At 52.0% G+C, this 21,155-nt stretch carries 16 protein-coding genes; 4 read left to right on the plus strand and 12 right to left on the minus strand.

Going from position 1 to position 21,155, the window contains the following annotated elements; all coding sequences use genetic code 11:
* Positions 1 to 7 precede the first annotated feature (7 nt).
* Together ACN6MW_RS10085 and thpR are read left to right on the plus strand one after the other, a co-directional pair.
* Entirely contained in the window at positions 8 to 1,792 is a 1,785-nt protein-coding gene (locus tag ACN6MW_RS10085) for an ABC transporter substrate-binding protein (protein ID WP_419875341.1), read from the plus strand.
* A gap of 87 nt (positions 1,793 to 1,879) precedes the next feature.
* Positions 1,880 to 2,449, plus strand: a complete 570-nt coding sequence (thpR, locus tag ACN6MW_RS10090) for an RNA 2',3'-cyclic phosphodiesterase (RefSeq protein ID WP_419875342.1) — start codon at positions 1,880 to 1,882, stop codon at positions 2,447 to 2,449.
* Positions 2,450 to 2,474: 25 nt separating this feature from the next.
* Here the strand turns inward: thpR and ACN6MW_RS10095 are convergent, their stop codons facing one another.
* From ACN6MW_RS10095 to ACN6MW_RS10130, 8 genes are all read right to left on the minus strand, one after another.
* Positions 2,475 to 3,536, minus strand: coding sequence for a GerAB/ArcD/ProY family transporter (locus ACN6MW_RS10095; RefSeq protein ID WP_419875343.1), 1,062 nt, complete (start codon positions 3,534 to 3,536; stop codon positions 2,475 to 2,477).
* 54 nt (positions 3,537 to 3,590) lie between these two features.
* A complete protein-coding gene (locus tag ACN6MW_RS10100) occupies positions 3,591 to 3,833 on the minus strand; it encodes a hypothetical protein (protein WP_419875344.1) in 243 nt (80 codons plus the stop codon).
* 20 nt (positions 3,834 to 3,853) lie between these two features.
* The gene (locus ACN6MW_RS10105) at positions 3,854 to 5,011 is read right to left on the minus strand and encodes a Ger(x)C family spore germination protein (RefSeq protein ID WP_419875345.1); all 1,158 of its coding nucleotides are present in this window, start codon (positions 5,009 to 5,011) and stop codon (positions 3,854 to 3,856) included.
* A 6-nt stretch (positions 5,012 to 5,017) separates the two neighbouring features.
* Positions 5,018 to 6,604, minus strand: coding sequence for a spore germination protein (locus ACN6MW_RS10110; RefSeq protein ID WP_419875346.1), 1,587 nt, complete (start codon positions 6,602 to 6,604; stop codon positions 5,018 to 5,020).
* A gap of 124 nt (positions 6,605 to 6,728) precedes the next feature.
* On the minus strand, positions 6,729 to 7,472 hold the full coding sequence (map, locus tag ACN6MW_RS10115; protein ID WP_419875347.1) for a type I methionyl aminopeptidase: 744 nt from the start codon (positions 7,470 to 7,472) through the stop codon (positions 6,729 to 6,731).
* 58 nt (positions 7,473 to 7,530) lie between these two features.
* The gene (locus ACN6MW_RS10120; protein ID WP_419875348.1) at positions 7,531 to 8,508 is read right to left on the minus strand and encodes an aldo/keto reductase; all 978 of its coding nucleotides are present in this window, start codon (positions 8,506 to 8,508) and stop codon (positions 7,531 to 7,533) included.
* Positions 8,509 to 8,628: 120 nt separating this feature from the next.
* A complete protein-coding gene (locus ACN6MW_RS10125; protein ID WP_419875349.1) occupies positions 8,629 to 8,958 on the minus strand; it encodes a hypothetical protein in 330 nt (109 codons plus the stop codon).
* A 1-nt stretch (position 8,959) separates the two neighbouring features.
* Complete coding sequence (locus ACN6MW_RS10130) at positions 8,960 to 11,044, minus strand: PrsW family glutamic-type intramembrane protease (protein WP_419875350.1); 2,085 nt, start codon at positions 11,042 to 11,044, stop codon at positions 8,960 to 8,962.
* 365 nt (positions 11,045 to 11,409) lie between these two features.
* On the opposite strand from ACN6MW_RS10130, the gene ACN6MW_RS10135 reads away from it, so the two are divergent.
* Positions 11,410 to 14,754, plus strand: coding sequence for an SNF2 helicase associated domain-containing protein (locus ACN6MW_RS10135; protein ID WP_419875351.1), 3,345 nt, complete (start codon positions 11,410 to 11,412; stop codon positions 14,752 to 14,754).
* Positions 14,755 to 14,829: 75 nt separating this feature from the next.
* On the opposite strand, the gene ACN6MW_RS10140 is transcribed toward ACN6MW_RS10135, so the two are convergent.
* Complete coding sequence (locus tag ACN6MW_RS10140; protein WP_419875352.1) at positions 14,830 to 15,222, minus strand: winged helix-turn-helix transcriptional regulator; 393 nt, start codon at positions 15,220 to 15,222, stop codon at positions 14,830 to 14,832.
* 113 nt (positions 15,223 to 15,335) lie between these two features.
* Here ACN6MW_RS10140 and ACN6MW_RS10145 point away from each other — a divergent pair, with 113 nt between their 5' ends.
* Positions 15,336 to 16,349, plus strand: coding sequence for a zinc-dependent alcohol dehydrogenase family protein (locus ACN6MW_RS10145; protein WP_419875353.1), 1,014 nt, complete (start codon positions 15,336 to 15,338; stop codon positions 16,347 to 16,349).
* Positions 16,350 to 16,427: 78 nt separating this feature from the next.
* Here the strand turns inward: ACN6MW_RS10145 and ACN6MW_RS10150 are convergent, their stop codons facing one another.
* The 3 genes from ACN6MW_RS10150 to ACN6MW_RS10160 are packed head-to-tail and all read right to left on the minus strand — an operon-like array spanning position 16,428 to position 21,068.
* The gene (locus ACN6MW_RS10150) at positions 16,428 to 17,681 is read right to left on the minus strand and encodes an extracellular solute-binding protein (protein WP_419875354.1); all 1,254 of its coding nucleotides are present in this window, start codon (positions 17,679 to 17,681) and stop codon (positions 16,428 to 16,430) included.
* Between the two features lie 21 nt (positions 17,682 to 17,702).
* A complete protein-coding gene (locus ACN6MW_RS10155; protein WP_419875355.1) occupies positions 17,703 to 19,250 on the minus strand; it encodes a response regulator transcription factor in 1,548 nt (515 codons plus the stop codon).
* Positions 19,251 to 19,298: 48 nt separating this feature from the next.
* Positions 19,299 to 21,068: a cache domain-containing sensor histidine kinase gene (locus ACN6MW_RS10160; RefSeq protein WP_419875356.1), complete on the minus strand. Its 1,770-nt coding sequence runs from the start codon at positions 21,066 to 21,068 to the stop codon at positions 19,299 to 19,301.
* Between the last annotated feature and the right edge of the window lie 87 nt (positions 21,069 to 21,155).

Genomic DNA, 21,155 nt, shown 5'->3' on the forward strand with positions numbered 1-21,155 from the left:
CTTTTGTATGAAAATACGTCGGCATTACTTGGCGCTTAGGCGCTCTTACCCGACTATTCATGAGAATACCCCCTTTGAAGTCACCACCCAGGAGCTCGCAAATTTGCTGGATTGCACACATCGGAATATGGTACTGCTGCTAAAGCGAATGCAGCAGGAGGAATGGCTGGTCTGGGAGCCAAAGCGAGGACGCGGCAATCGCTCGGCGCTCTCCTTCCTCGTAAGCAAGGAGCAGATCGCGCTGCAGGAAGCGCAGGAATTGATGCAAAAGCAGGATCTGCATTCGGCGCTCGAGCTGATTCAGCAGGTCGAAGAATCCCCGCAGCTCCGCGATCAATTCCAGGACTGGCTCTCGGGTCAATTCGGCTTTCATTCCGAGGTTCAGGGGAAGCGGCGCACCGATATATTACGGTTTCCGCTCCCGCAGACGATCTACTCGCTTGATCCGGCAGCGATCCATTATACGGGGGAGTCCCATCTCGTCAATCAGATATTCGACGGGCTCGTCCGCATTGATCCGAAGGGCGAGCAAATTTTGCCGCAGCTTGCGCATGCATGGGAGGTCGATGAATCACGTACGCGCTGGACGTTTTATTTGCGCAAAGGCGTTCTCTTCCATCACGGACGGGAGCTGGATTCCTCCGACGTCAAATATTCGCTGGAACGGCTCAAGCGGCTCGCGCCGCAAGGGCTGTACAGCTGGGTGTACTGCGATATCATCTCGATGGATACCCCCGATGACACCACGATTCGCATACAATTATTCGAGCCTAACGAAGCGTTCCTCGCCTTTTTGACGACGAATCGCGCCTCCATCGTTCCGCAAGATGCATGCGCTGCGGCAGGCGAGCATTTTGGCGCGAAGCCGATAGGCACCGGTCCGTTTCGATTCGCCGGCAATGAGCAGGGCGTTTGGATTCTGGAGGCTTTTACCGCTTATTTTCAGGGGAGGGCTTTCCTGGACCGGGTCGAGGTATGGACGCTTGCGGAGGAGGCATCGCAAGAAAATCAAGCAGAGCAGCAATCCTTCCAGGTTATGCATAATGCGAGACTCTCCGATATGGCAGCCGAACGGTGGCAGCAGGTCCGGCAATCAGGCATGACCTGCAAGTTCATAACGGTAAATGAGCTAAAGGAGGGGCTGCTGGGGAATCCGTCCATACGGTCGGCGATTGATTTCGCCATCGAACGGACCGAGCTTCTGAAGCTGCTGTCAGGGGATGTAATTGAAGGCGTAAACAGCTTTTGGCCGGATTTGGACAATGGGCCGCAGGAAGCAGCCGAGCCGGATTGGACCGCAATCAAGCACGGCCTTGCAAGCTCCGGTTATCAAGGCGAAACCCTTGTGCTGGCTACGATTCCGCAGTATGCAGCCGACGCCGAGATGATCCGGCAGGTATGCGGGAAATCCGGCATTTCGCTGCAAATCAGCCTCATCCCTGCCGAGCAATTCAAAGGGGCCGCACGCATGTCCGCCGATCTGCTGCTCTTCGCCATTATGCTGGATGAGCACCGCGAGCTTCGGCTTATCGACCTATACAAAAGCATGCAGCAGCATGCGCAGCCAGAAATTCATGACATGCTGGAGCGCGGCATCCAATCGATCTTGAGCGAGCCCGACCGCACGCTTCGGGCAGCCATATTCAAAGATATTGAAGAGCGGCTCAAAGAGAAGAACAGCCTGATCTTCCTTTACCGCAAGCATCTAAAAACCGCTTTCCACCCTTCCGTTCGGGGAATTTCCCTGGAATCGCTGGGCTGGGTTCGGTTCCGTGACCTATGGTTCACTTAAGTATTCGCAGCGGATCGCATAAGTTTCTGCATTGTGCTAAAGCTATATTGTCTGTGAATCTGTGAAAAAAGAACGGAGGCTCTGCCTGTGAAGGACCCTGCAAAAAAAGAAAATACGATGCGCTTATTCGTCGCCATACCCGTTCCTCGGCCAGTGGCCGAGGAGCTGGAAAGCTGGACGCTTGCCCATAAAGACCGGCTTCCTTTCCGAAAATGGACACATCCCCATGATTATCACATCACGCTGCAATTTCTGGGCGAGACGACTGCTGCCCAGCATGAAGAGCTGCAGTCGTCTTTAAAAGAAGTCCGATCAATGCCGCTGTCGCTTGCTTCGAATGGAATAGGTATCTTCGGCCAGCCCAAAGCTCCCCGCGTGCTATGGGGCGCAGTAACCGGAGAGCTCGATGGCTTATCCGCACTATACAACCGCATTATTGCGGAAACCCGCAAAGCGGGCTTTGAACCGGAGGATCGTCCTTACAAGCCCCATATCACTCTTGCCAGAGGCTTTGCCGGCGGAGGCGATATGGATGCGCTGCCTCCCGCTCCCCCACTGCGCGAATGGGAGGCAGACCATTTCGTACTTATGCGCACTCACATGCATGCATCGCCCATGTATGAGACCATCGGCAGCTTTCCTCTGGCCAGGCCTTAATGGAGGCCGCCGCTCCCCCCTGCTGCTAGCTGCTTTTTTTTTTGAATAAAGCGATAACCGTGAGCAGCAGCAGGGGAACCACAAACGCCGCAAACGTCCATACGGGATGGATCGTCGTGACGATGCGTCCCCACTCCGTCGCCCCATCAATGTTCACCAGTCCCATGAAGAAACCGATTAACGCTAACGGCATAACTAAGGCCTGACTATTTTGAAACCGAAACAACTGACTCAAATATAAATTAAGCACATATAGCGTAATGGTCGTTTTCATGAATGAGCCCAAAATCAGAGACATCCCGATAATCGACTCTATCCGCTGTATGATCTCCTGGAATTCGACGATCCGAGCGAGCGAAAAAAGCACGTACGGCTTCTCGCCGGCGAAGCTGCCAAAAATCATGATTGCGCAAATGGTAGACAAACAAAGCACAAATATATTCATACCCAGCACAAACAGCATCGTCTTCGACAGCCTTCCGGTCGGCCCTTCGTTCACAAACGGCAGCAGCATGGCGAACAAGAATACCTCCACATAGGGAAACCCGAAGGTGAAAAATGCTCCATGCAGCACGGGCTTGATTCCTTTCGGCATGATCGGGAGCAAAAAAGAAAGATTATAATCCGGGATAGCAATGATCAGTACAGCAAGGATACTTAGGGCTGTCAAAATCATCGTCAAAGTAAACATTCTCGCTATAACCTCGAGTCCCGCGCGCACCGTTACAGCCGAAATGGCGAATATGAGGAAAGTAAAAGCATACATTGGCGTTTCTCTTAACATAGAGCTGACCATAAACAGGCCGACGTCGGTTACGATGGCCGATTGCATTTGAAATAGAAAGGATATCGTAAAAACGGAAAAGAGGATCGTAAGCGGTGTTCCCATTAAATGCCGGCTATATTCCACAAAAGTCATCGTTGGATATCGCCGATGCAAGAATAAGATACAGGCTAAAATAAGAAAACCTAAACCCCCGGATAGGAGCAGCGAGAGCCAAGCTCCGTTATTTGCCTTGCTAATCAGCGGACCCGGTATATTGATAATGGAGGAGCCGGTCATAAAAACGAAAAACAGCACGCCCATCTGATATGCGCTTACCGTGTGCTTGTCGATGCTTTTCTCCTCCCTTATCCGCTGTTATACATTCACATTTAAGTAATCTTCTATCGCTTTGGAAATATCATCAAAAATAGGTACTATCAAATCGAAAAAATCGGGCCAATCCTTATTTACAACGAAATCCATACTCATGTATAAGCAAAGGAAGCAAGCAATGGCATATATGCCTTTCTCGCCCTTGCTGATTTTTTTCAAAGTCAGCAAGTCATACAGCAGCATACCGCCAAAAGCTACAACTATGACTAGGATTCGCTCCATCATGCTTACTCACCCTTCTCCGCCTAACCGCCAAACCCCGCCGGTTTACTGGATATCGTTCCGCTTGTGACAAGTCTCATTCTCACCTGAATAGTAAACGGAAGCTCAGCGAATTGCGTATCCCAATTCTTTTTCAATTGCTCCCATTTCCGAGGATTCTTTCGATAGATCGTATCCGCGATTCCGATTACTTCCAGCTTATTCGATTGAAGGAATTTCATCGTGCTATTAATCTGCTCCGACAGTTGATCCTCCACTTTCTTGATGAATGCCATTTCAGCTTTGGCGCTGTTTATGTTGCTGCATTTAAGCTCTCCGATCGCGACATCTCCAACCAGCGAGATATTAATTGATATTTGATCCCCTTGCATCCGAGGCTTCGTTTTTACGTTAAGCGAGATAACCTCCGCCGTTTCATATTCTCTGTTCTTTCCGGGACATTTGATCTCAATGACACCGGATTGGTAAGCATTGCGAAGCATAAGCAGCCCCTCCACCTTGGTAGAAGGAAGGACGACCTTCATTTTCCCGTCTTTTAAGAGGGCAAGCCCTGCCGCTGAAAAGATGTCCTTCAATTTTTTGTCCTCATACACAAAGGGAACAATGGCATTTCCGTTAGCGCTTCGCAGTTGAATCACCAAATCAAGCAGATTATAATCTACCGTTTTGGCCGAGGTGATGTAGGAGGATTCTTTCGCTCTTAAAAACTGCTGCGCGGTAGTCTGCTCGATTAACGGTTTTTTCTCAAACAGCCTGCCTGCAGCTCCCTTCGAGATCATGAGGGATACACTGCTTCTTGGCTCATGGTCCCGATAGAATAGATCCAGAAGATGGCCTAGATTATTGGACCGGGCCAGCTTCTCCCCCACAATAATGACACGCAGATGGCTCCATTGCGCTTTCCTCCCCAAGTGGATGGGAATGTCGCGAATCGCTTCCATGACCGAATCATCCCTGGTCTTAATATTAATGCTGGAGGCGCTGGTCGTGACGGAAGATACCGTCGTCTGCGTCGAGGTAGGGCGGTAAATTTGCGTAGTTAATTCAATCTTCCCGTCCTCGCCTTGGTCGAGAGCGACACCCATTACGAAACCCCGTTCGGTCAGTTCGAACTTGCTCCAACAACCGGAGATAATGAATAAGCCAAGCAGTAAAGCCAGACAAAAAATTCCTCTTTTCATGACTCCTCATTCCTCATTCTTTCCGTTATACAGCGGTTTGTGCTTATGATGATTTCGAGGAGAACGAAGCAGCGTCTTGAGCGGCGCTCTCAAGATAACATCTCTCATCTCCTTTAACCGAAACGGCGCCAGCGGAGTCATGTAAGGCATCCCAAGCGAGCGCAGCTTGCTAACATGGAGCAAAAGGAACAATAAACAAATCATCATGCCGAACCCGCCCAAAAGAGCCGCGCTGATCATGAGCGGAAACCTCAATATTCGCAATGCAATCGCAATGTTATATTGCGGGATCGAAAAGGAGGCAATGCCTGTTAAGGCCACAACGATAACCATAATCGGAGAAGCAATTCCTGCGCTAATCGCTGCGTCTCCAATGACAAGCGCTCCTACGATGCTAACGGCGGAGCCTACCGGCCTAGGCAGCCTCACGCCAGCTTCCCGCATTAGCTCGAAAAAAAACTCCATGAGAAGCGCCTCAAAAAAAGCAGGAAGCGGTATGCCCTCGCGTGCATTAAGAACCGCCAAAAGCAAAACCGTAGGGATTAGCTCCGGGTGAAAGGTCGAAAGCGCAATGTAGATGCTCGGCAAGGTTAAGGCAATAAGAAAGGCCACGATGCGAAGCCATCGCACCAAAGTTGCGATAAGCGTACGCTGGTAATAATCCTCGCTGGATTGAAAAAATTCGGTAAATAGGCCAGGGCACAATAAAATGCCTCCCGTGCCCTGGCTGAGCACTACAATTTTCCCGGCGAGCAGTCCGGCAACGGCCATATCGGTCCGCTCCGTATAGCGGTACTGCGGAAAAGGCGAATAAGTGGAGTCCTCGATTAACTGCTCGATATAGGAGGTTTCCAAAATTTCAAGCTCTTTGATCTGCTCTATCCTCTTCTTGAACTCCGCCAGTACTTCTGCATCGACGGCATCATCGATATAGCCGTAGACGACTGTCGTTTTGGTTTCTCCGCCCGAAGTAATTCGTTCCAATTTGAATTTTGGCGTTTTTAGGCGCAGACGCAGCAAGCCTAGATTCTTCTGTAGATTTTCTACCGTACTTTCCCTTGGACCCTGTACGACGGATTCATTCACGGACTCATTAACTTGTCTCGTCTCTACGGATTCCGCTTTAAAGCTTAACGCTTTATCCCATTGATCAAATAAAATAAGGAGACGGCCATTCGAAATCTCATCAACGACCAGCTGCAAATCGTTAATAACGACTGCTTTTTTGGCCGATACGCCGTCATGCTCAAAAAATGAACGGATATCCTGCGGCGTAACATCCATGCCCGGACCAATCTCATGCGTGGCTAGGTCCTGAAGAGAAATTTTCATATAATTTACGGTATCTTCCTGAACGAGCGATTCATAATATACCGAACATGCGGCATATTTCAGCTCAGGTCCGTAGTTCCAATGCCTGAACACAATATCCGTGCTTTTGGAAAAAGTCGTTTCTAAAGCATCAAGATTATCCTGCAGCTGCTCGGAAATGATTATTTTCGGCGTGTTAGTCGTATTATTATTGTTCATCGCCATTGTTCCGCTTGAACCTGCTGTTCCCGATTGCGATACTCCTGAAGTACTGTTCGTCATGAAGAAACCACCTTGTTTCAGTTGGTTCCATTATTCCCCACTAGCGCCGCACTATACAAAAAGAGCCGAGAATCAGCAGGTTTGTCTTTCCTGCCGCCTCTCGGCCCATCTTATAAGCGAGTGCCTAAGCCACCGTCAAAATAATCGGCTTATCCTTCGTTATAATAATCGTATGCTCATGCTGAGCCGCGAAGCTTCTGTCCGGCGTGCGCAGCGTCCAGCCATCCTGCTGCTCGACAACGAAATCCGCGCCCATGGAGAGAAAAGGCTCAATCGTAATAACCAGGCCCTCCTTCAACGTACGTTTATCATGCTTATTATACGTTGGCGGTATTTGCGGCCATTCATGAACGGATCTGCCTACGCCGTGGCTGCATAAATCATTAATGACCTTATATCCGCCCTGCTGCGCTTCGCGCTGGATGATCCGCCCGATCTCGTTGATTTTCACGCCATGCTTCAAGGATGAAATAACCTTCATCATTGTATAGTGCGTATAACGGCACAGCCGGGTTACCGGCTCGCTGTAAGGAGCAATTTGAAAGGAATGGCCTGTATCGGCCACGAAGCCATCTTTTTCTGCGCACACATCGATATTGATTAAATCTCCTGGCTTTAATACCCGGCTGCCGGGAATGCCGTGGGCCACCTCGTCATTAACGCTGATGCAGGTATGCCCGGGGAATTGAAAGGTTTTGTGCGGCGCGGAAAACGCTCCATGGCTTGCTAGAATACATCCCCCAAGCTCGTCAAGCTCCTTCGTCGTCATGCCCGCCTTTGTTTGCCTTTTCATTTCATTCATCGTCAGGGCGACGATTCGTCCAATCTCTTTCAGACCGTCTATGTCCATCTGTGAACCTACTGTCATTGGCCAGCCTCCTCTATGCATCTTCATTCAGCTTAAAAACTTATAGATATATTGGTGCTTAAACGGGCAGCCGGTATAAAGCGAAAGGTTCTCCATACCGATAGGAGCTGCTGATCGAGTCCAGCTCCTTTTTTGTTTCGCCGGTGAGCTGCAAGGAAACGCTTTGTAGATTTTCTGCGAGCTGCTCCACCTTTGTCGCGCCAACGATCACCGAGGACACGACCGGCTGCTGGATCAGCCAGGAAAGCGACAGTACGCTTGGCGTCGTATCGAATTGGCTGGCGAGCTTAGTTACTTTCTCGCCTAACGCAATGGTTTGGCTGTTGATAAATCTCATAAAATTGGGGTCGGTCTGCGCGCGCGAGCCCTGCGGCGCCAAATCCGCCGCGCTGTATTTCCCCGACAAAATGCCGCCTGCCAGCGGAAAATACGGAATGATGCCCACGCCTTGATCGAGGCACATCGGGATAAGCTCCTGCTCCGGCGTCCGATCTGCCAAAGAGTAGCTTACCTGGGTCGATACGAACCGGTTCAGCCCCAGCCGATCGCTGATGCCAAGCGACTTCATGAGCTCCCATGCAAAATAATTCGATGCGCCGATGTAGCGTACCTTGCCTGAGCGCACCATGTCCTCAAGCGTCCGCAGTGTTTCCTCCAGCGGCGTTTCCGGATCAAACGTATGGATTTGATAAAGATCGACATAGTCGGTTTTTAATCGTTTCAGGCTGTTTTCGAGCTCCGTCTGCAAATGAAACCGGGATGAGCCCCTCTCGTTCGCGCCTGCTCCCCGGACTAATCCCGCTTTAGTCGCTAATACGACGTTTTGGCGCTTTCCCTGCAGGGCCTGTCCAATGATTTTCTCCGATTCCGTCCCTGCATAAATATTAGCCGTATCCATAAAATTAATCCCATTGTCCAGCGCGAAGTCAATGATCTGCTTCGAAGCCTCATAATCCGCCCGTTTACCGAAAGCATTGGTGCCTAAACCGAGTGCGGACACTTTGAGGCCGCTATTGCCGAGTCTGCGAAATTGCATAGCGTTCAGCTCCTTATTTCTATCATGATCATGTTTATTAGCCTTATTATAGCAGTAGAATTTAATAAAAGCGGCAGCCTTGGACGAGAAAAACGTCCTAGACTGCCGCTTTGTACCGCGTCAACCGATATAAACGACCGCGCCCCCGCGCCGATACGCGCTCGGCAGCTTGCTCTCCAGCAGCTCCAGCCTGTGCAGCATATGCTCCTGATTGTCACCGCTCATGTTGGCTTGTACCCAGTCCTTCAATTTTGCAATCTCTTCCAGAACTTCGGGCGCATCCTCTTTCTCCACATCCGTGCCGCCTTGGAATAAAGCGGCCCACTGGAGACCCAGCTCCTCAACCGCCGGTTCCCAATACTTTTTATAAAAAGCCTCTGTCGCGATCGGCAGCATGAATGAGCGTTCGAACTCATCTTCGGGATCTATGATAATGGCACTAATCGACATCTTACTTCACTCCAAATCGAATTTTAAATGTATAATCCGGGAATTCCTGACGCAGACGGTTTAGACTATTCTCTGCCGCTGCGCGCAGCTCCGGTGAGTCTCCATCCAGCTGGAACTCGAAGTCGCGGATCCCTTTGATCTCATCCAGGGTCGGAATTTCCGTTGTTCCATCCGGCGTCGTCCGCGTTCCCACCGCCTTTTCCATCAGATTGTTGATCCGCGTCCTTGTTTTCTGATAGAGCTGTTTATCCGTAAACTGCTGCGGCGTCTGCTGCGGCTTGCCGGTTTTGGGATGAATGCGGTCCAATCCTTTAGCTGACTTGGCTTCATAGAAAATACCGTTCTCGATATCGATACCGTCGAACTCTCCAAGCGCTCCATTACGGCTGTCGTAAAGCTCTACGCCTTTGTACTTCGCATGACTCCAGTGTACATAATCGTCTGATTCTTTCGGTGGGGCCTGCTCTTCGGGATCGGGTTTGTTGCCGGGCTCCTCCCCATCCGGCTTGCGGGGACCGACTGGATCCGGTTTTTGGGGTGCGTCTGGATCTGGCTTGGTCCGGCGTTTGAACAGCTTATCCAGCCAACCTTGAAGCCGTTCTCCGACTTTCTTGACTAACCGGTCTGCCAGACGTCCAAACGGTATGCGGCTGAGCGCAAGAGCCAGTAACGCCGCGATGGCATTCTCAGGCGTGAGCAGCCGCTTGGGATCCCGGATGTTCTGTGCAATCTCGTGTCCGCTGCCCGGAATGCTCGCCGCAGTCAATGCGATTCCAAGCGCCGGCCAGAAGCCGACGAACAACAGGGCGAGTGCGAACGCCCCAAGCACGATTGCTCCCTTTTCACCGGAACTGAGACGGTCCCACCAATTTTGGAGCGAGTCGAACATGCAGGAGAAGCAGGCGGTGTCGGCAGGATGAACGGAAGACTGCCAATAAGCCGCGCATCCCGCAAGCAGGCCTGCCCCAAAAAGCAGCGCAATCAGTCCAGCTGCCATCCGGTAATGCAGATTCATCCGGCCATTCAGATCATCCTGCACAGAAGCCGCCTCGGCATTGCCGTACAGCAAGGAGAAACCCATCTCCCGGCGCTCCCTCGACCAGGCCATTACGCTTGCGAACCTCTCCCTCCTCTGCAGAAATGCTGTCACCATATGCCTCAGCTCCGTGATCGGATCGACAAACCGCTCGCCCCCCATCATCGGGAGCTGGCTCCTTACCCGGTTAAGTGCGATATAATCCCAGATGAGCCCCGCGGCTAACATCCACAGAAAGATACTCTTCGTCTGATAGCCGCTCCCGGTCCATTCGTGGAACTTCATGATCCAGTCCGGCAGAGAGTGCTGTCCGTTATAAGCGGCATGGTCCAGGATTGACCAAGCCAGCAGCAGGGCAGGCAGGGCGAAGACAGCGTTCGTCAACCTCCTGCGGCCGCGCACGGCCATCCCCAGTCCCAAAGCGACCATCGCCGTGTGCACGGGATGGCTGACCGTCATGAGGGTAGGAAAAAAGCTCTCTTCGAACCGCCCGGGAAATAAAGTCCAGAAATCCCAGTGGATCGTCTCTCCTCCCAGCATCGTCGTGCTGTAACCGTAAGTCCGCCCGAGCACGCCGGAGTTCAGCCACCTGCGGCTCAGCTCCTCCATGAGCTGGAAGCCGACTCCTGCCGCTGCTCCCGCCAGAGTATAGTCGCCTAGGCTCATCGCCGACGCCCGGCGCGAGAAGAGCAGATACAGCCCCAGCGGAAGCAGCTTCCACACCTCCTCCGCGATCGGAGTGAGTACCGCGATCGACCAGGTATCCGATGTCCGTCCGCCAAACAAGCCGTGTACCGCCATAAGCGTCCCTGCCGTAATCGGGATCACGAGGACGATCCCGAGCAGCATGAATATCGCGGTCTGCTTCCAGGTAAATGTCTTACTCCGGCATAACAGCCAGAACTGCAGCATCACATAGAACGACCACAAATACTGCACCAGCATCGTTCTCGAATCCCGGTACAGGAACAAGCCTACAATGAACAGCAGCAGCGAGATCCAGCACCATATCGTGTAAATGGTTTTGAGCCACGGATAGCGCTTGGGCACCTCCCTTACGAAGTGGTACGCTGCTTCGGCGCAGTCTCTGACCTCGCTTCGGATCCGCCATATTTTATTCGTATTGTTCCCTCCTCAAACCAGCTTTCCGATTTCCAAATCATAACCGAAAATGCAGTCATAAACACATAAAAATGGATAGATTGATCAAAAATTGGACTTTATCCCTATCTAGTTCGAACCATGAATGTCAAAGGGACTGCCCCAAAAGTCATCGGGGACATAACCAGGAGAAATCGGCCGTTACACACAGCTTCTGTGCTTTCGATTATGACCTTGCACATGAATTCTGATATGATAGGACTAACCTATGAATCGGAACAAACGTTTCCGTTTGCGGAAAGGAATTGCGCAATATGAGTGCTCACTTATCCCGGCGAATCATAAAATTGCTTTGCGGCGACACCTTCTATGAGCGAGGGGACGCATACCATAGAGATGGAAAGGTAACGATAACAAGCTCCGATCCGCAGGCGGGCAGCTATTCGGCCGACGTACACGGAAATAAACGCTATGAGGTGACGATTGAAATCGATCGGAACGGAGACGTCGAGGCGGTATGCACCTGTCTTGCTTTCAGCACCTACGATAAATATTGCATGCATGTGGCTGCTGCGCTTCTCCAAGTCCATGACGATCGGCAGGAATACGATAAACCCGCCCGCGTCTATCCCTCCCTCTTGCATCCGGAGGATCGGCCCGGCGAGGATGACGGGGATGCGGAGGAATCCGGCTCCTCGCATCTGCAACAGCGCTTTGCTAAACCGGCAGGGCTTGAGACAGCCGATACCCGGCTTGCCGCCAGCATGCTGGGGCTATTCGGAAGCCGGCCGATCCGCTCGAGCGGCAGCCGTTTGCTCATCGATACGCGCACGGCTCTTGAAGTGGAGATCTCATGCAAGCTGCATCCTTTCGGCTATCGGAAATTCATGTTTGGCATTGAACTGAAGATCGGTCCTAAACGGCTGTATATCGTACAGCGAATCCGGGAGTTTCTGGAGAAGGCGGAGCAGCGGAAGCCGTTCGTTTTTTCGAAGCATTTTACGTATGACCCGAGCATTCACTGCTTCCAGCCTGAGGACGATGCCGTGATCCGGCAGCTTTATCAAATCTATCACCATGAATTGCTGGTTCGCCAATCGGCAAACCGGTTCTACCAAGCGGAAACGCCGGCCAGCGGCGAACGCATGCTGCTTGTTCCTCCATTTTCTTGGGGCTCGCTGCTCCCCTTGCTGATGGCGGCTCCATCGGTCCAGCTCCATATCGGCAATCATACATTCCATGGGATCACAGTAAGCGACGAGGCGATTCCGCTTCATTTTGCGTTCGATCAAGCGGCGGGCGAGGGGTATCAATTAGATATACAGGGCTTTGAGCAGATCACCTTAATGGAGGAGTATGAGCTTGTTATCACGGAAGGCCGGCTGCTTCGGCTGCAGCCGGAAACCAGCACACGCCTTGCGGAGCTTAAGCATCTGATCGACACCGCCCGCAAGCCCAAAATCCATATTGCGCCTGAGCAAATGGAGCCTTTTATGGAGAGGGTCATACCCGGCTTAATGAAGCTGGGCAGCGTACGGATCGCGGAAACTATCTCCGACCGCGTCTTGCAAACGCAGCTTAAAGCGAAGCTCTATTTGGATCGGGTCAGAGACCGGTTGGTTGCGGGGCTGGAATTTCAATACGGCGATATCGTGATTAACCCGCTTGAGGGCACCGGCAAGAGCCGCGGCACCGACCGGATCCTGATGCGCGACGGGGAACAGGAACGGCTCATCTTGGAGCTGATGGAGCTTGTGCCGTTCGCGAAGACAGAGGCTGGTTATTTCTCGGACGACGAGGATGCCGAATTTGAGTTTCTTCACAATGTCATCCCGCAGCTCGAGAAGCTGCTGACCGTATACGCTACCACCGCTGTGAAGGTGCGGATTGTGACTAAGCATGCTCCTCCTACCGTGACGGTTAACGTGGATGAGCGCACCGATTGGCTGGAATTCAAATTTGTCATGGACGGCATTCCGGACTCCGAAATCCGCAATCTCTTAAAATCCCTTGAGACAAAACGTAAATATCACCGGCTGCCGGACGGCTCGTTATTGCCGCTTGAAGGCGCCGAATTTCAAGAGATTATTCGTTTCCTGAATGATGTCGGGCTTCGCCAAGGCGATCTTCAAGGCTCGGAATTTCGCCTGCCAGCCGTACGCGGCCTGCATCTCATCGATTCGAACGAAAACGGCAAAGCGGTCAAGCTCGGCAAAGCATTCCGGCGGCTGCTCGAAAACATGCGAAACCCGGACAATCTGGATTTCGCTGTTCCGGACAGCCTCGCCCCTGTGCTTCGCGACTATCAGAAATACGGTTATCAATGGATGAAGACGCTCGCCCATTATCATTTTGGCGGGATTCTTGCTGACGATATGGGACTTGGCAAAACGGTGCAGGCGATCGCGTTTATCGTCTCCGTTCTACCCGAGATCCGGAACCGCGAGCAGCCGGCTTTGATCGTTTCTCCCGCGTCTCTCGTCTACAACTGGCTGAACGAGCTCAAAAAATTCGCACCCGAGATCCGCGCGGTGATTGCGGACGGAACCAAAGCCGAGCGCAGCGGCGTACTGGCGGGCGGCATGGAGGCAGATGTCATTATCACCTCCTATCCCTTGCTGCGAAGGGATATCAAGCAGTACGCCAAGCAAAACTTCCACACGCTGATTATGGATGAGGCGCAGTATTTCAAAAACCATACGACCCAGACCGCGCAGGCAGTCAAGGCTATCGCGGCCGGCTATCGCTTCGCCTTGACGGGTACGCCCGTCGAAAATGCGCTGGAAGAGCTCTGGTCGATTTTTGGCGCCGTATTTCCCGAGTTATTCCCAAGCAGGCAAGCCTTTAACGAGCTTACCCGGGAAACTGTCGCGAGGCGTGTCCGCCCCTTCCTGCTGCGAAGGCTAAAAAGCGACGTATTGCAAGAGCTGCCGGAGAAAATCGAGTCGGTACAAGCATCCGAGCTGCTGCCGGAGCAGAAGCAGCTGTACGTCAGCTTCCTGGCGAAGCTGCAGCAGGAAACGGTGAAGCATTTGAACGAGGAAGGCTTCCAGAAAAACCGGATAAGAATTTTGGCAGGCATCACGCGGCTGCGCCAGCTCTGCTGCCATCCCGTGCTCTTTGTCCGGGACTACAAGGGCAGCTCCGCCAAATTCGAGCAGCTCCTCGAGATTATCGAGGAATGCCAAAGCGCAGGCAAACGTCTGCTTATTTTTTCCCAATTTACCGAAATGCTCGGTTTGATCGGCCGCGAGCTCGGTTACCGGGGCATCAGCTATTTCTACTTGGACGGACAAACGAAGACCTCCGAGCGCGTCGAGCTCTGCAACCGGTTCAATGAAGGCGAACGCGATCTTTTCCTGCTTTCCTTAAAGGCCGGCGGTACGGGGCTAAACCTGACGGGCGCCGATACGGTTATTCTATATGACTTATGGTGGAACCCCGCCGTTGAGCAGCAAGCCGCGGACCGGGCGCACCGGATTGGCCAGAAAAACGTCGTGCAGGTCATCCGGCTCGTTACCCAAGGAACGGTCGAGGATAAAATGTACGAGCTCCAGCAAAAAAAGAAAAACCTCATCGATGAGGTCATTCAGCCTGGCCAGGAGGCGCTGTCTTCCCTCAGCGAGCAAGAAATTCGCGAGATTCTTATGATTCAATAGCTAGGTGTAAGGTACAAAGCAAGCAAAATAAACAAAGCGGGAATCGATGCGATTCCCGCTTTGTTTATTTGCGCGCTATATGGCGTCCTCGCCGTTGCTTCGGTCGTATTCCTGTCTCGCCTTCTCGACTAGCGGAAAATATTCGGCTGTCCACAGCTTTAGATGCCGCATCGTACGGATGAGCGATTCGCCAAGCGTAGTCAGAGAGTAATCCACGATTGGCGGTACGGACGGCGTAACTTCGCGCCGGACCAAGCCGTCCCTCTCCAGCTGCCGCAGCGTTTGGGTCATCATTTTTTGCGATATGCCTTCGATTCGTCTTCTTGCTTCCCCGTACCGCAGGCTGCCGTCCTCTAAGGCATAGATGACTAACGCAGACCATTTGCTCGAAATGATTTCAAGCACACGCCGGTAGCTGCACTCGGTTATCGATATGTCGGCTTGCTTCGTTCCAACGCCTTCGGCCATACTCTTCCCTCCTTACGCACCAAAAGGTTCATAACGAACGATAAAGTGCCTACTTACTAAATATTAGTATATGCATTAATGTATGTCTACACCAACTAAAAGGAGAGATGACCATGAAAGTATATGCAATACAAGACGGCTTCGGATTGGATCATGTAAGACCATTGGAGAGGCAAATCCCGGTTCCCGGCACAGGCGAGCTGCTGATCAAAATGCGTGCCGTTTCGCTCAACTCCCGTGACCTGGGAGTTATCGACGGCTTTTACAATCCCCATCTGAAGCTGCCTTTCATCCCCGTATCCGACGGGGTTGGCGAGGTGGTCGGTTTAGGGGAAAACGTGACCCGCTTCAAGCTGGGCCAGCGGGTGAGCGGCATCTTTACGCAGAGCTGGATTTCCGGCGAACCGACGCAAGAAGGCTGGGTAAGCACGCTGGGCAATCCGTTGGATGGGCTTCTCGCTGAATATGTCGTCTTACCCGAGCAGGGACTGGTTCACGTGCCTGATCATTTGAGCGATGAGGAAGCTGCCACGCTTACTTGTGCCGGAGTTACGGCATGGCATGCCGTCGTAGAGGAAGGCAAGGTCAAATCCGGCGACACGGTGCTCGTGCAAGGTACGGGCGGCGTCTCCCTATTCGCCCTCCAATTCGCTAAGCTTCACGGGGCTAACGTCATTTTAACATCGAGCAGCGACGATAAGCTGGAGCGCGCGAAAGCGCTGGGAGCCGATCAGGTCATCAATTACAGAAAGACGCCGGAATGGGATAAAACGGTGCTTGAGCTTACCCATGGCCGAGGCGCTGATCTGGTTGTCGACCTTGGCGGAGCGGCTACGCTGAACCGATCGCTCCAGGCCCTTCGGGTAGGCGGACAAATTAGCATCATTGGCATCTTGTCGGGAGCCAGCGTCGAGAACTTCGATATTATAGCGGCCATTCTCCGAAAGGCGCGGCTGCAAGCCATTAATGTGGGCAGCCGGGACATGTTCGAGTCCATGAACCGCGCCATTGCGCAAAATGCGCTGCATCCGGTCATTGACCGCGTTTTCCCGTTTGAGCAATCCGTTGATGCGATGCGTTACTTATCCAAGGGGACGCATTTCGGAAAGGTGTGCATTTCGCTTTAAAGCGTCAGGCGCCTGGAAGTAAAATGGAAACAAGCTGGCTGCAGCAGCCAGCTTGTATTTCTTTCCCAATTAACGCACCTAAGGCATCAACAGATGATCAATCTGCGCGGCTGCTGCCGTTAAGCCCTCCTGGACGGACAGCTCTTCTTGAAAAATTTTTGTCATATACGAAACATAGATCGCATCGATTCGGCTGTAGTTTTTCACCGGGGGACGCAGGAAGGTATGGTCGAGCGCATCCGCAAAAGGATGAATAAACGATTCGCCTTGAACCTTGATATCCTTCGCTTCCAAATTCGTCGGAATGATGCCCGTCTGCGACATCGCCACCTGCGACTCCTTATTGGTCATCCACTTCATGAAGATCCATGCCTGAAGCGGATGCTTGGAGCCCTTCATGCTGACAAGATGTTCTCCTCCCATAATCGAAGCTGGCCCATAGGCCGTCGAAAAAGGAACGGCCCATGTTGTGCTGATGGCTCTCTCCAGCTCCTTGCCTTGAAAGACGCTGTAAAACCAAGGCCCCTCATCCGTGATCAAAATATTGCCGGATTTCACGCCTTCCCAGTTATCAGCGCCGCCGTTAATCAAGGTCTGGTCGATCAAATGCTCCTTATAAAGCATCAACAGCTGCTCTACCGCTTTCACTGTCCCTTCGCCGTCAAGGTAACCTGACGCCCTCGTATACGCCGCATCCGTCATGCGTCCGCCAAGCGCGTAGATATAAGGCAGGCTTTTCCAAGATTCCAGCCCGCCCATTCCAATCTTAAAGCGGTTCTTTCTAGCAAGCGCGATGACCTCTTGAAAGGTTCCGGGCGGCTCCGACAAACCAGCCCGCTTCAGCAGCGAGCGATTAAAGATAGCGACCTTCGTATTCATATTGACGGGCAGCGAATAATAGGCTCCCGCATAATAACCTGCCGAGCCCGTATTGCTCTGCAGCGTCTGCGTGATCTTATCGAAATCATCGTAATCGCTCAGCGGAAGCAAGAGCCCGCTCTGGGAAAACTCCGGCACCCAAACGATGTCCATCCGGACCACATCGGGCGCTTTGTTCGCGGAGGCCTTGGAAATAAGCGTATATTTCAGCTCCGCATTATTGCTTTGCCGGACAGGGACAACATGGATATGGGGATAGGCTTCCTCAAAAGCCGGAATGAGGCTGTCTTCCAATATCCGCGTCTCCTCGTCGCTGTACGTATGCCAGAATTCGATCTCGTAATCATCCGGATTGCTCATCTTCTCCACTTTGCTTTCTTTCGTTAGAATGGACTGCTGTCCGCAGCCCGAGGCGATGAGAAGCACGCCGATGATCATCAGCAGCTTTTTCACAAGCAGCACTCCCTCCGTCCGCTATTGCTGATGTTTCTCCCGGTATTCGACCGGAGTCATTTGCGTCATTTTCTTAAACAGCTTGCTAAAATATTTCACGTCGTTAAATCCCGATTTTTCCGCGACCTCGTATATTTTATATTCCTTTTGGACCAGCATCCGCTTGGCCTCCTGCAGTCTCAAATCGATCAAATAATCGATAAAATTTTGACCCGACTGTTTTTTGAATAAATTCGATAAGTAGCTTTTGCTGACATGAATCGTATCCGCTACTTCCTGCAGCGTCAGCTCCTCACGGAAATGAAGCTTAATGTACGAAATAGCTTTCGTAATTAATTGTCCGCTGTGACCTTTGTCCTGCAGGCGAAGCTGGCCCGGATGTTCCATCTCCTCCAAAAAATGGCGCAGTGCCTTCTCAAGCTGATCGACGGTATCGCACCGCCATATGTTATCCCGGTAATCCGACAGCGTCTTGGAATCTCCGTTCAAATAAGCATGCGCAGAGAGCAGCTCGTACGCCTCTCTCTTTACTTGCTCGGGAGCCATGCTTCCCTTCGACCATTTCGCGGCGAAGCCATCGATGACTTTCTTGGCGCTGCCCTCGGTGCGTATCCATTCGACCATGGCATGCATATTCTGCTCCTCGTATTCCGGTTCGCCATCCTCTCCATTTGAACGCGGCTCCCATGGAAACAGCTTGTCCGTGCCTTCAAAAAAACGCCTCTGCCCGGCTGATTGGCTTCGCTTCATCGCGATTTCAACCCGCTCCGCCGCCCGCTCTATACAGTAGCCTATGGAAACGGAAATGGACAGCTCGGCGGCAATTCTAGCCTTGAAGCGTTGGAGCTTCGCTTCGCCGCCCTCCCCGTAAGGATAGATGAGCAGGAGGCCGTCCCGCGATAGGACCGGTGCGCTGCCTTCTTGAAACTCCTCGTAAAACATCGCCTGCATATCCTCGTACATAATACTGATGTACAAATCGCCGTACTGCTCCTGCCACTCGTTTAATCCGTCCGATACGATAAACGCACAGACATACCTTTCATTTTGCCCTCCGAAAATATCACTGAAGGTAAACTCCGGCCGGCTGGCTGCGAGCAGCCTTATGATCTCCTGCTCGGAGCGCCTGCGTTCCAGCAGGGTTAACTGCTGATCATACTGTTTTCTCTGCAGCGCTTGCCTTCGGCTGTTCGCCAGCATTTCTTTGCACCTTGCCAAAACGGCTAGGAGCTCGTCTGCTTCCAGAGACGGTTTGAGCAAATAATCGACCGCCCCGTTCTTCATGCCCTCGCGCACGTAATCGAACTCATTGTAGCTGCTAATCAGTACGATCTTCATATGCGGGTTAATCTGAAGGGCATGGCGCGTAAGCTCCAAACCGTCCATCACCGGCATTTTAATATCCGTGATCAGGATGTCAATCGGACGGGAACGCAGCAGCTCCAAGGCTTCTGCGCCATTTGCGCAGCCTCCTGCCAAGGTGAGTCCCACCTTCTCCCAATCGATAAAGTTTTTGAGTCCATTTCGAATAATCGGTTCGTCGTCTACGATCAATACATGGTCGTTCACGTAATTCCCTCCTCAAGATGTAAGCAGCAAGTTCTGATTGGACAGGATTCAGCTCTGAAGCCGAAAGACGATTTGAATCTGCGTTCCGCCCCCGCTGTCGCTTGTCACTGACATGCCCGAGCCCGCTCCAAAATAAAGCCTCAAGGAATCATGGACATGCTGGAGTCCTATGCCGCTCCCCGTCTTCCCGTCCTTGGCATTTAATTGCGCCAGCTTCTCGTCCGTCATTCCCAGCCCGTTATCCTGCAGCAGAATATGGAGCTCGTTCTGGCGTTCCGACACCTTTATCGTAATCTCGCCACCGCGGTTAAGCGGCACAAAGCCGTGAAAAACCGCATTTTCCACAAGCGGCTGAAGCAGCATTCTCGGAACTTTCACCTTGTCCGTGCCCGGCTGCGCCTCGATCGTCAGGACATATTTTTGCTCGTACCGCATTTCTAAGATCACGATATATTTCTGGATAATTTCCAGTTCTTCCTCGAGCGTGATCATCTGGCCGTTCTTGCCCATATTGGCTTGGAGCAGCCGTGTCAGCGCCCCTAGGCCTTGTTCTGCCCGCTCCATTTCGCCTGCGCGAATAAGCCACCTAAGCGAGCTGAGCGTATTATAGAGAAAATGCGGATGAATCCGGTACGTAACCGCGCGCACCTCGGCCTCCAGCTTCTCGTTCTGCTCCTGCTCCACCCGTCCCATAAGCTGTTCGATTTCATCCAGCATTTTATTGAAATGCTTGCTCATCAGCCCGATTTCATCCGAAGAGGTCAACGCCGTTCGTACGGATAAGTCCCCCTGCTGCACCCGCCTCATTTCCAGCGTTAATTGCTTGATCGGTTTCGTGACCCGATTCGCGATGAGAAGGCCAATGAGTACCGCTACTAAAGCAAAACAGGCCGATGTAATCAAGATCCGCGTATGAAGCTTGTCCAGCACGCCCGTTATTTCAACCGTAGGCACCGTGCCGACCAGCACCCATCCATTGCTCAGCAGCTGCTTCACGCCGTAATAATGTACACCCTTATTGGAATATTCGAATTCAACCGCATCGTTATGCACAATGAGCTCATGCAGCTTCGCATCTTCGACAGCCCGGCCGATTTGCGAAAGATCCGCATCGATCATAATTTGCCCTTCCGGATTGACGACCATATAGCGGCCGGTCTCGCCAAGCTTAACTTGGTTAATGGTATTAATAATGGCCTTGCCGTTCAAGTTAACGACGAGCAGGCCAATCTGCTGAAGCGACTCAAAATCTTTCAGCGTCCGGCTGATCGGAAGCACGAGATCGGTATTTTCGCCGCCGCCGCTGAAAGGGTCTTTGCGCAGGGCTTGCCAGACGAGGCCCCCGTCTTGTTTTTTGGAATCCGCCACCCATTTTTGCTGGTTCAAATCGATCTTGCGAAGCTTTGGCGTAGAGAACGTGCCGCTCCCCCAGCCGATGCCCCCGCTCTTAATGATATAAACAATTCGGACAAACGAGCTGGAATACACGATGTTGTTAAGCAGGGTGCTGAGCGATTGCGATATCTCTAATTGCGTATTTAGCGGACTCGTGCTGTACTGCATCGCCGCTTTCTGTACCTTTAAGTCGCTATATATTAAATCCGAGGTATCGCTTCCGGCATTAAAAATAGAGGACAACGCATCGGCGGTTTGTTTCGTAACTTGGACGGCAGATGCTCTGACATTCCTTTTCACGAGCGCAGAAGACTCCAAATAGAAGGAGAACCCCGATAAAGTGGTCGGTATTAAGATGATTAATAGAAAGGCCGATATCATTTTTGAAGCAAACCGGTTGGTGAATTTCTCGAAACGCGCCATATGCTGTCCACCTTACTAACAGAGATACTTATAGTTTACCTAAATTAACTCGGTTTAAATAGAATGCCTGATAAATTCGAAAGCGGA

It is taken from the genome of Pristimantibacillus sp. PTI5 (assembly GCF_048572955.1).
Classification (GTDB): domain Bacteria; phylum Bacillota; class Bacilli; order Paenibacillales; family Paenibacillaceae; genus Pristimantibacillus.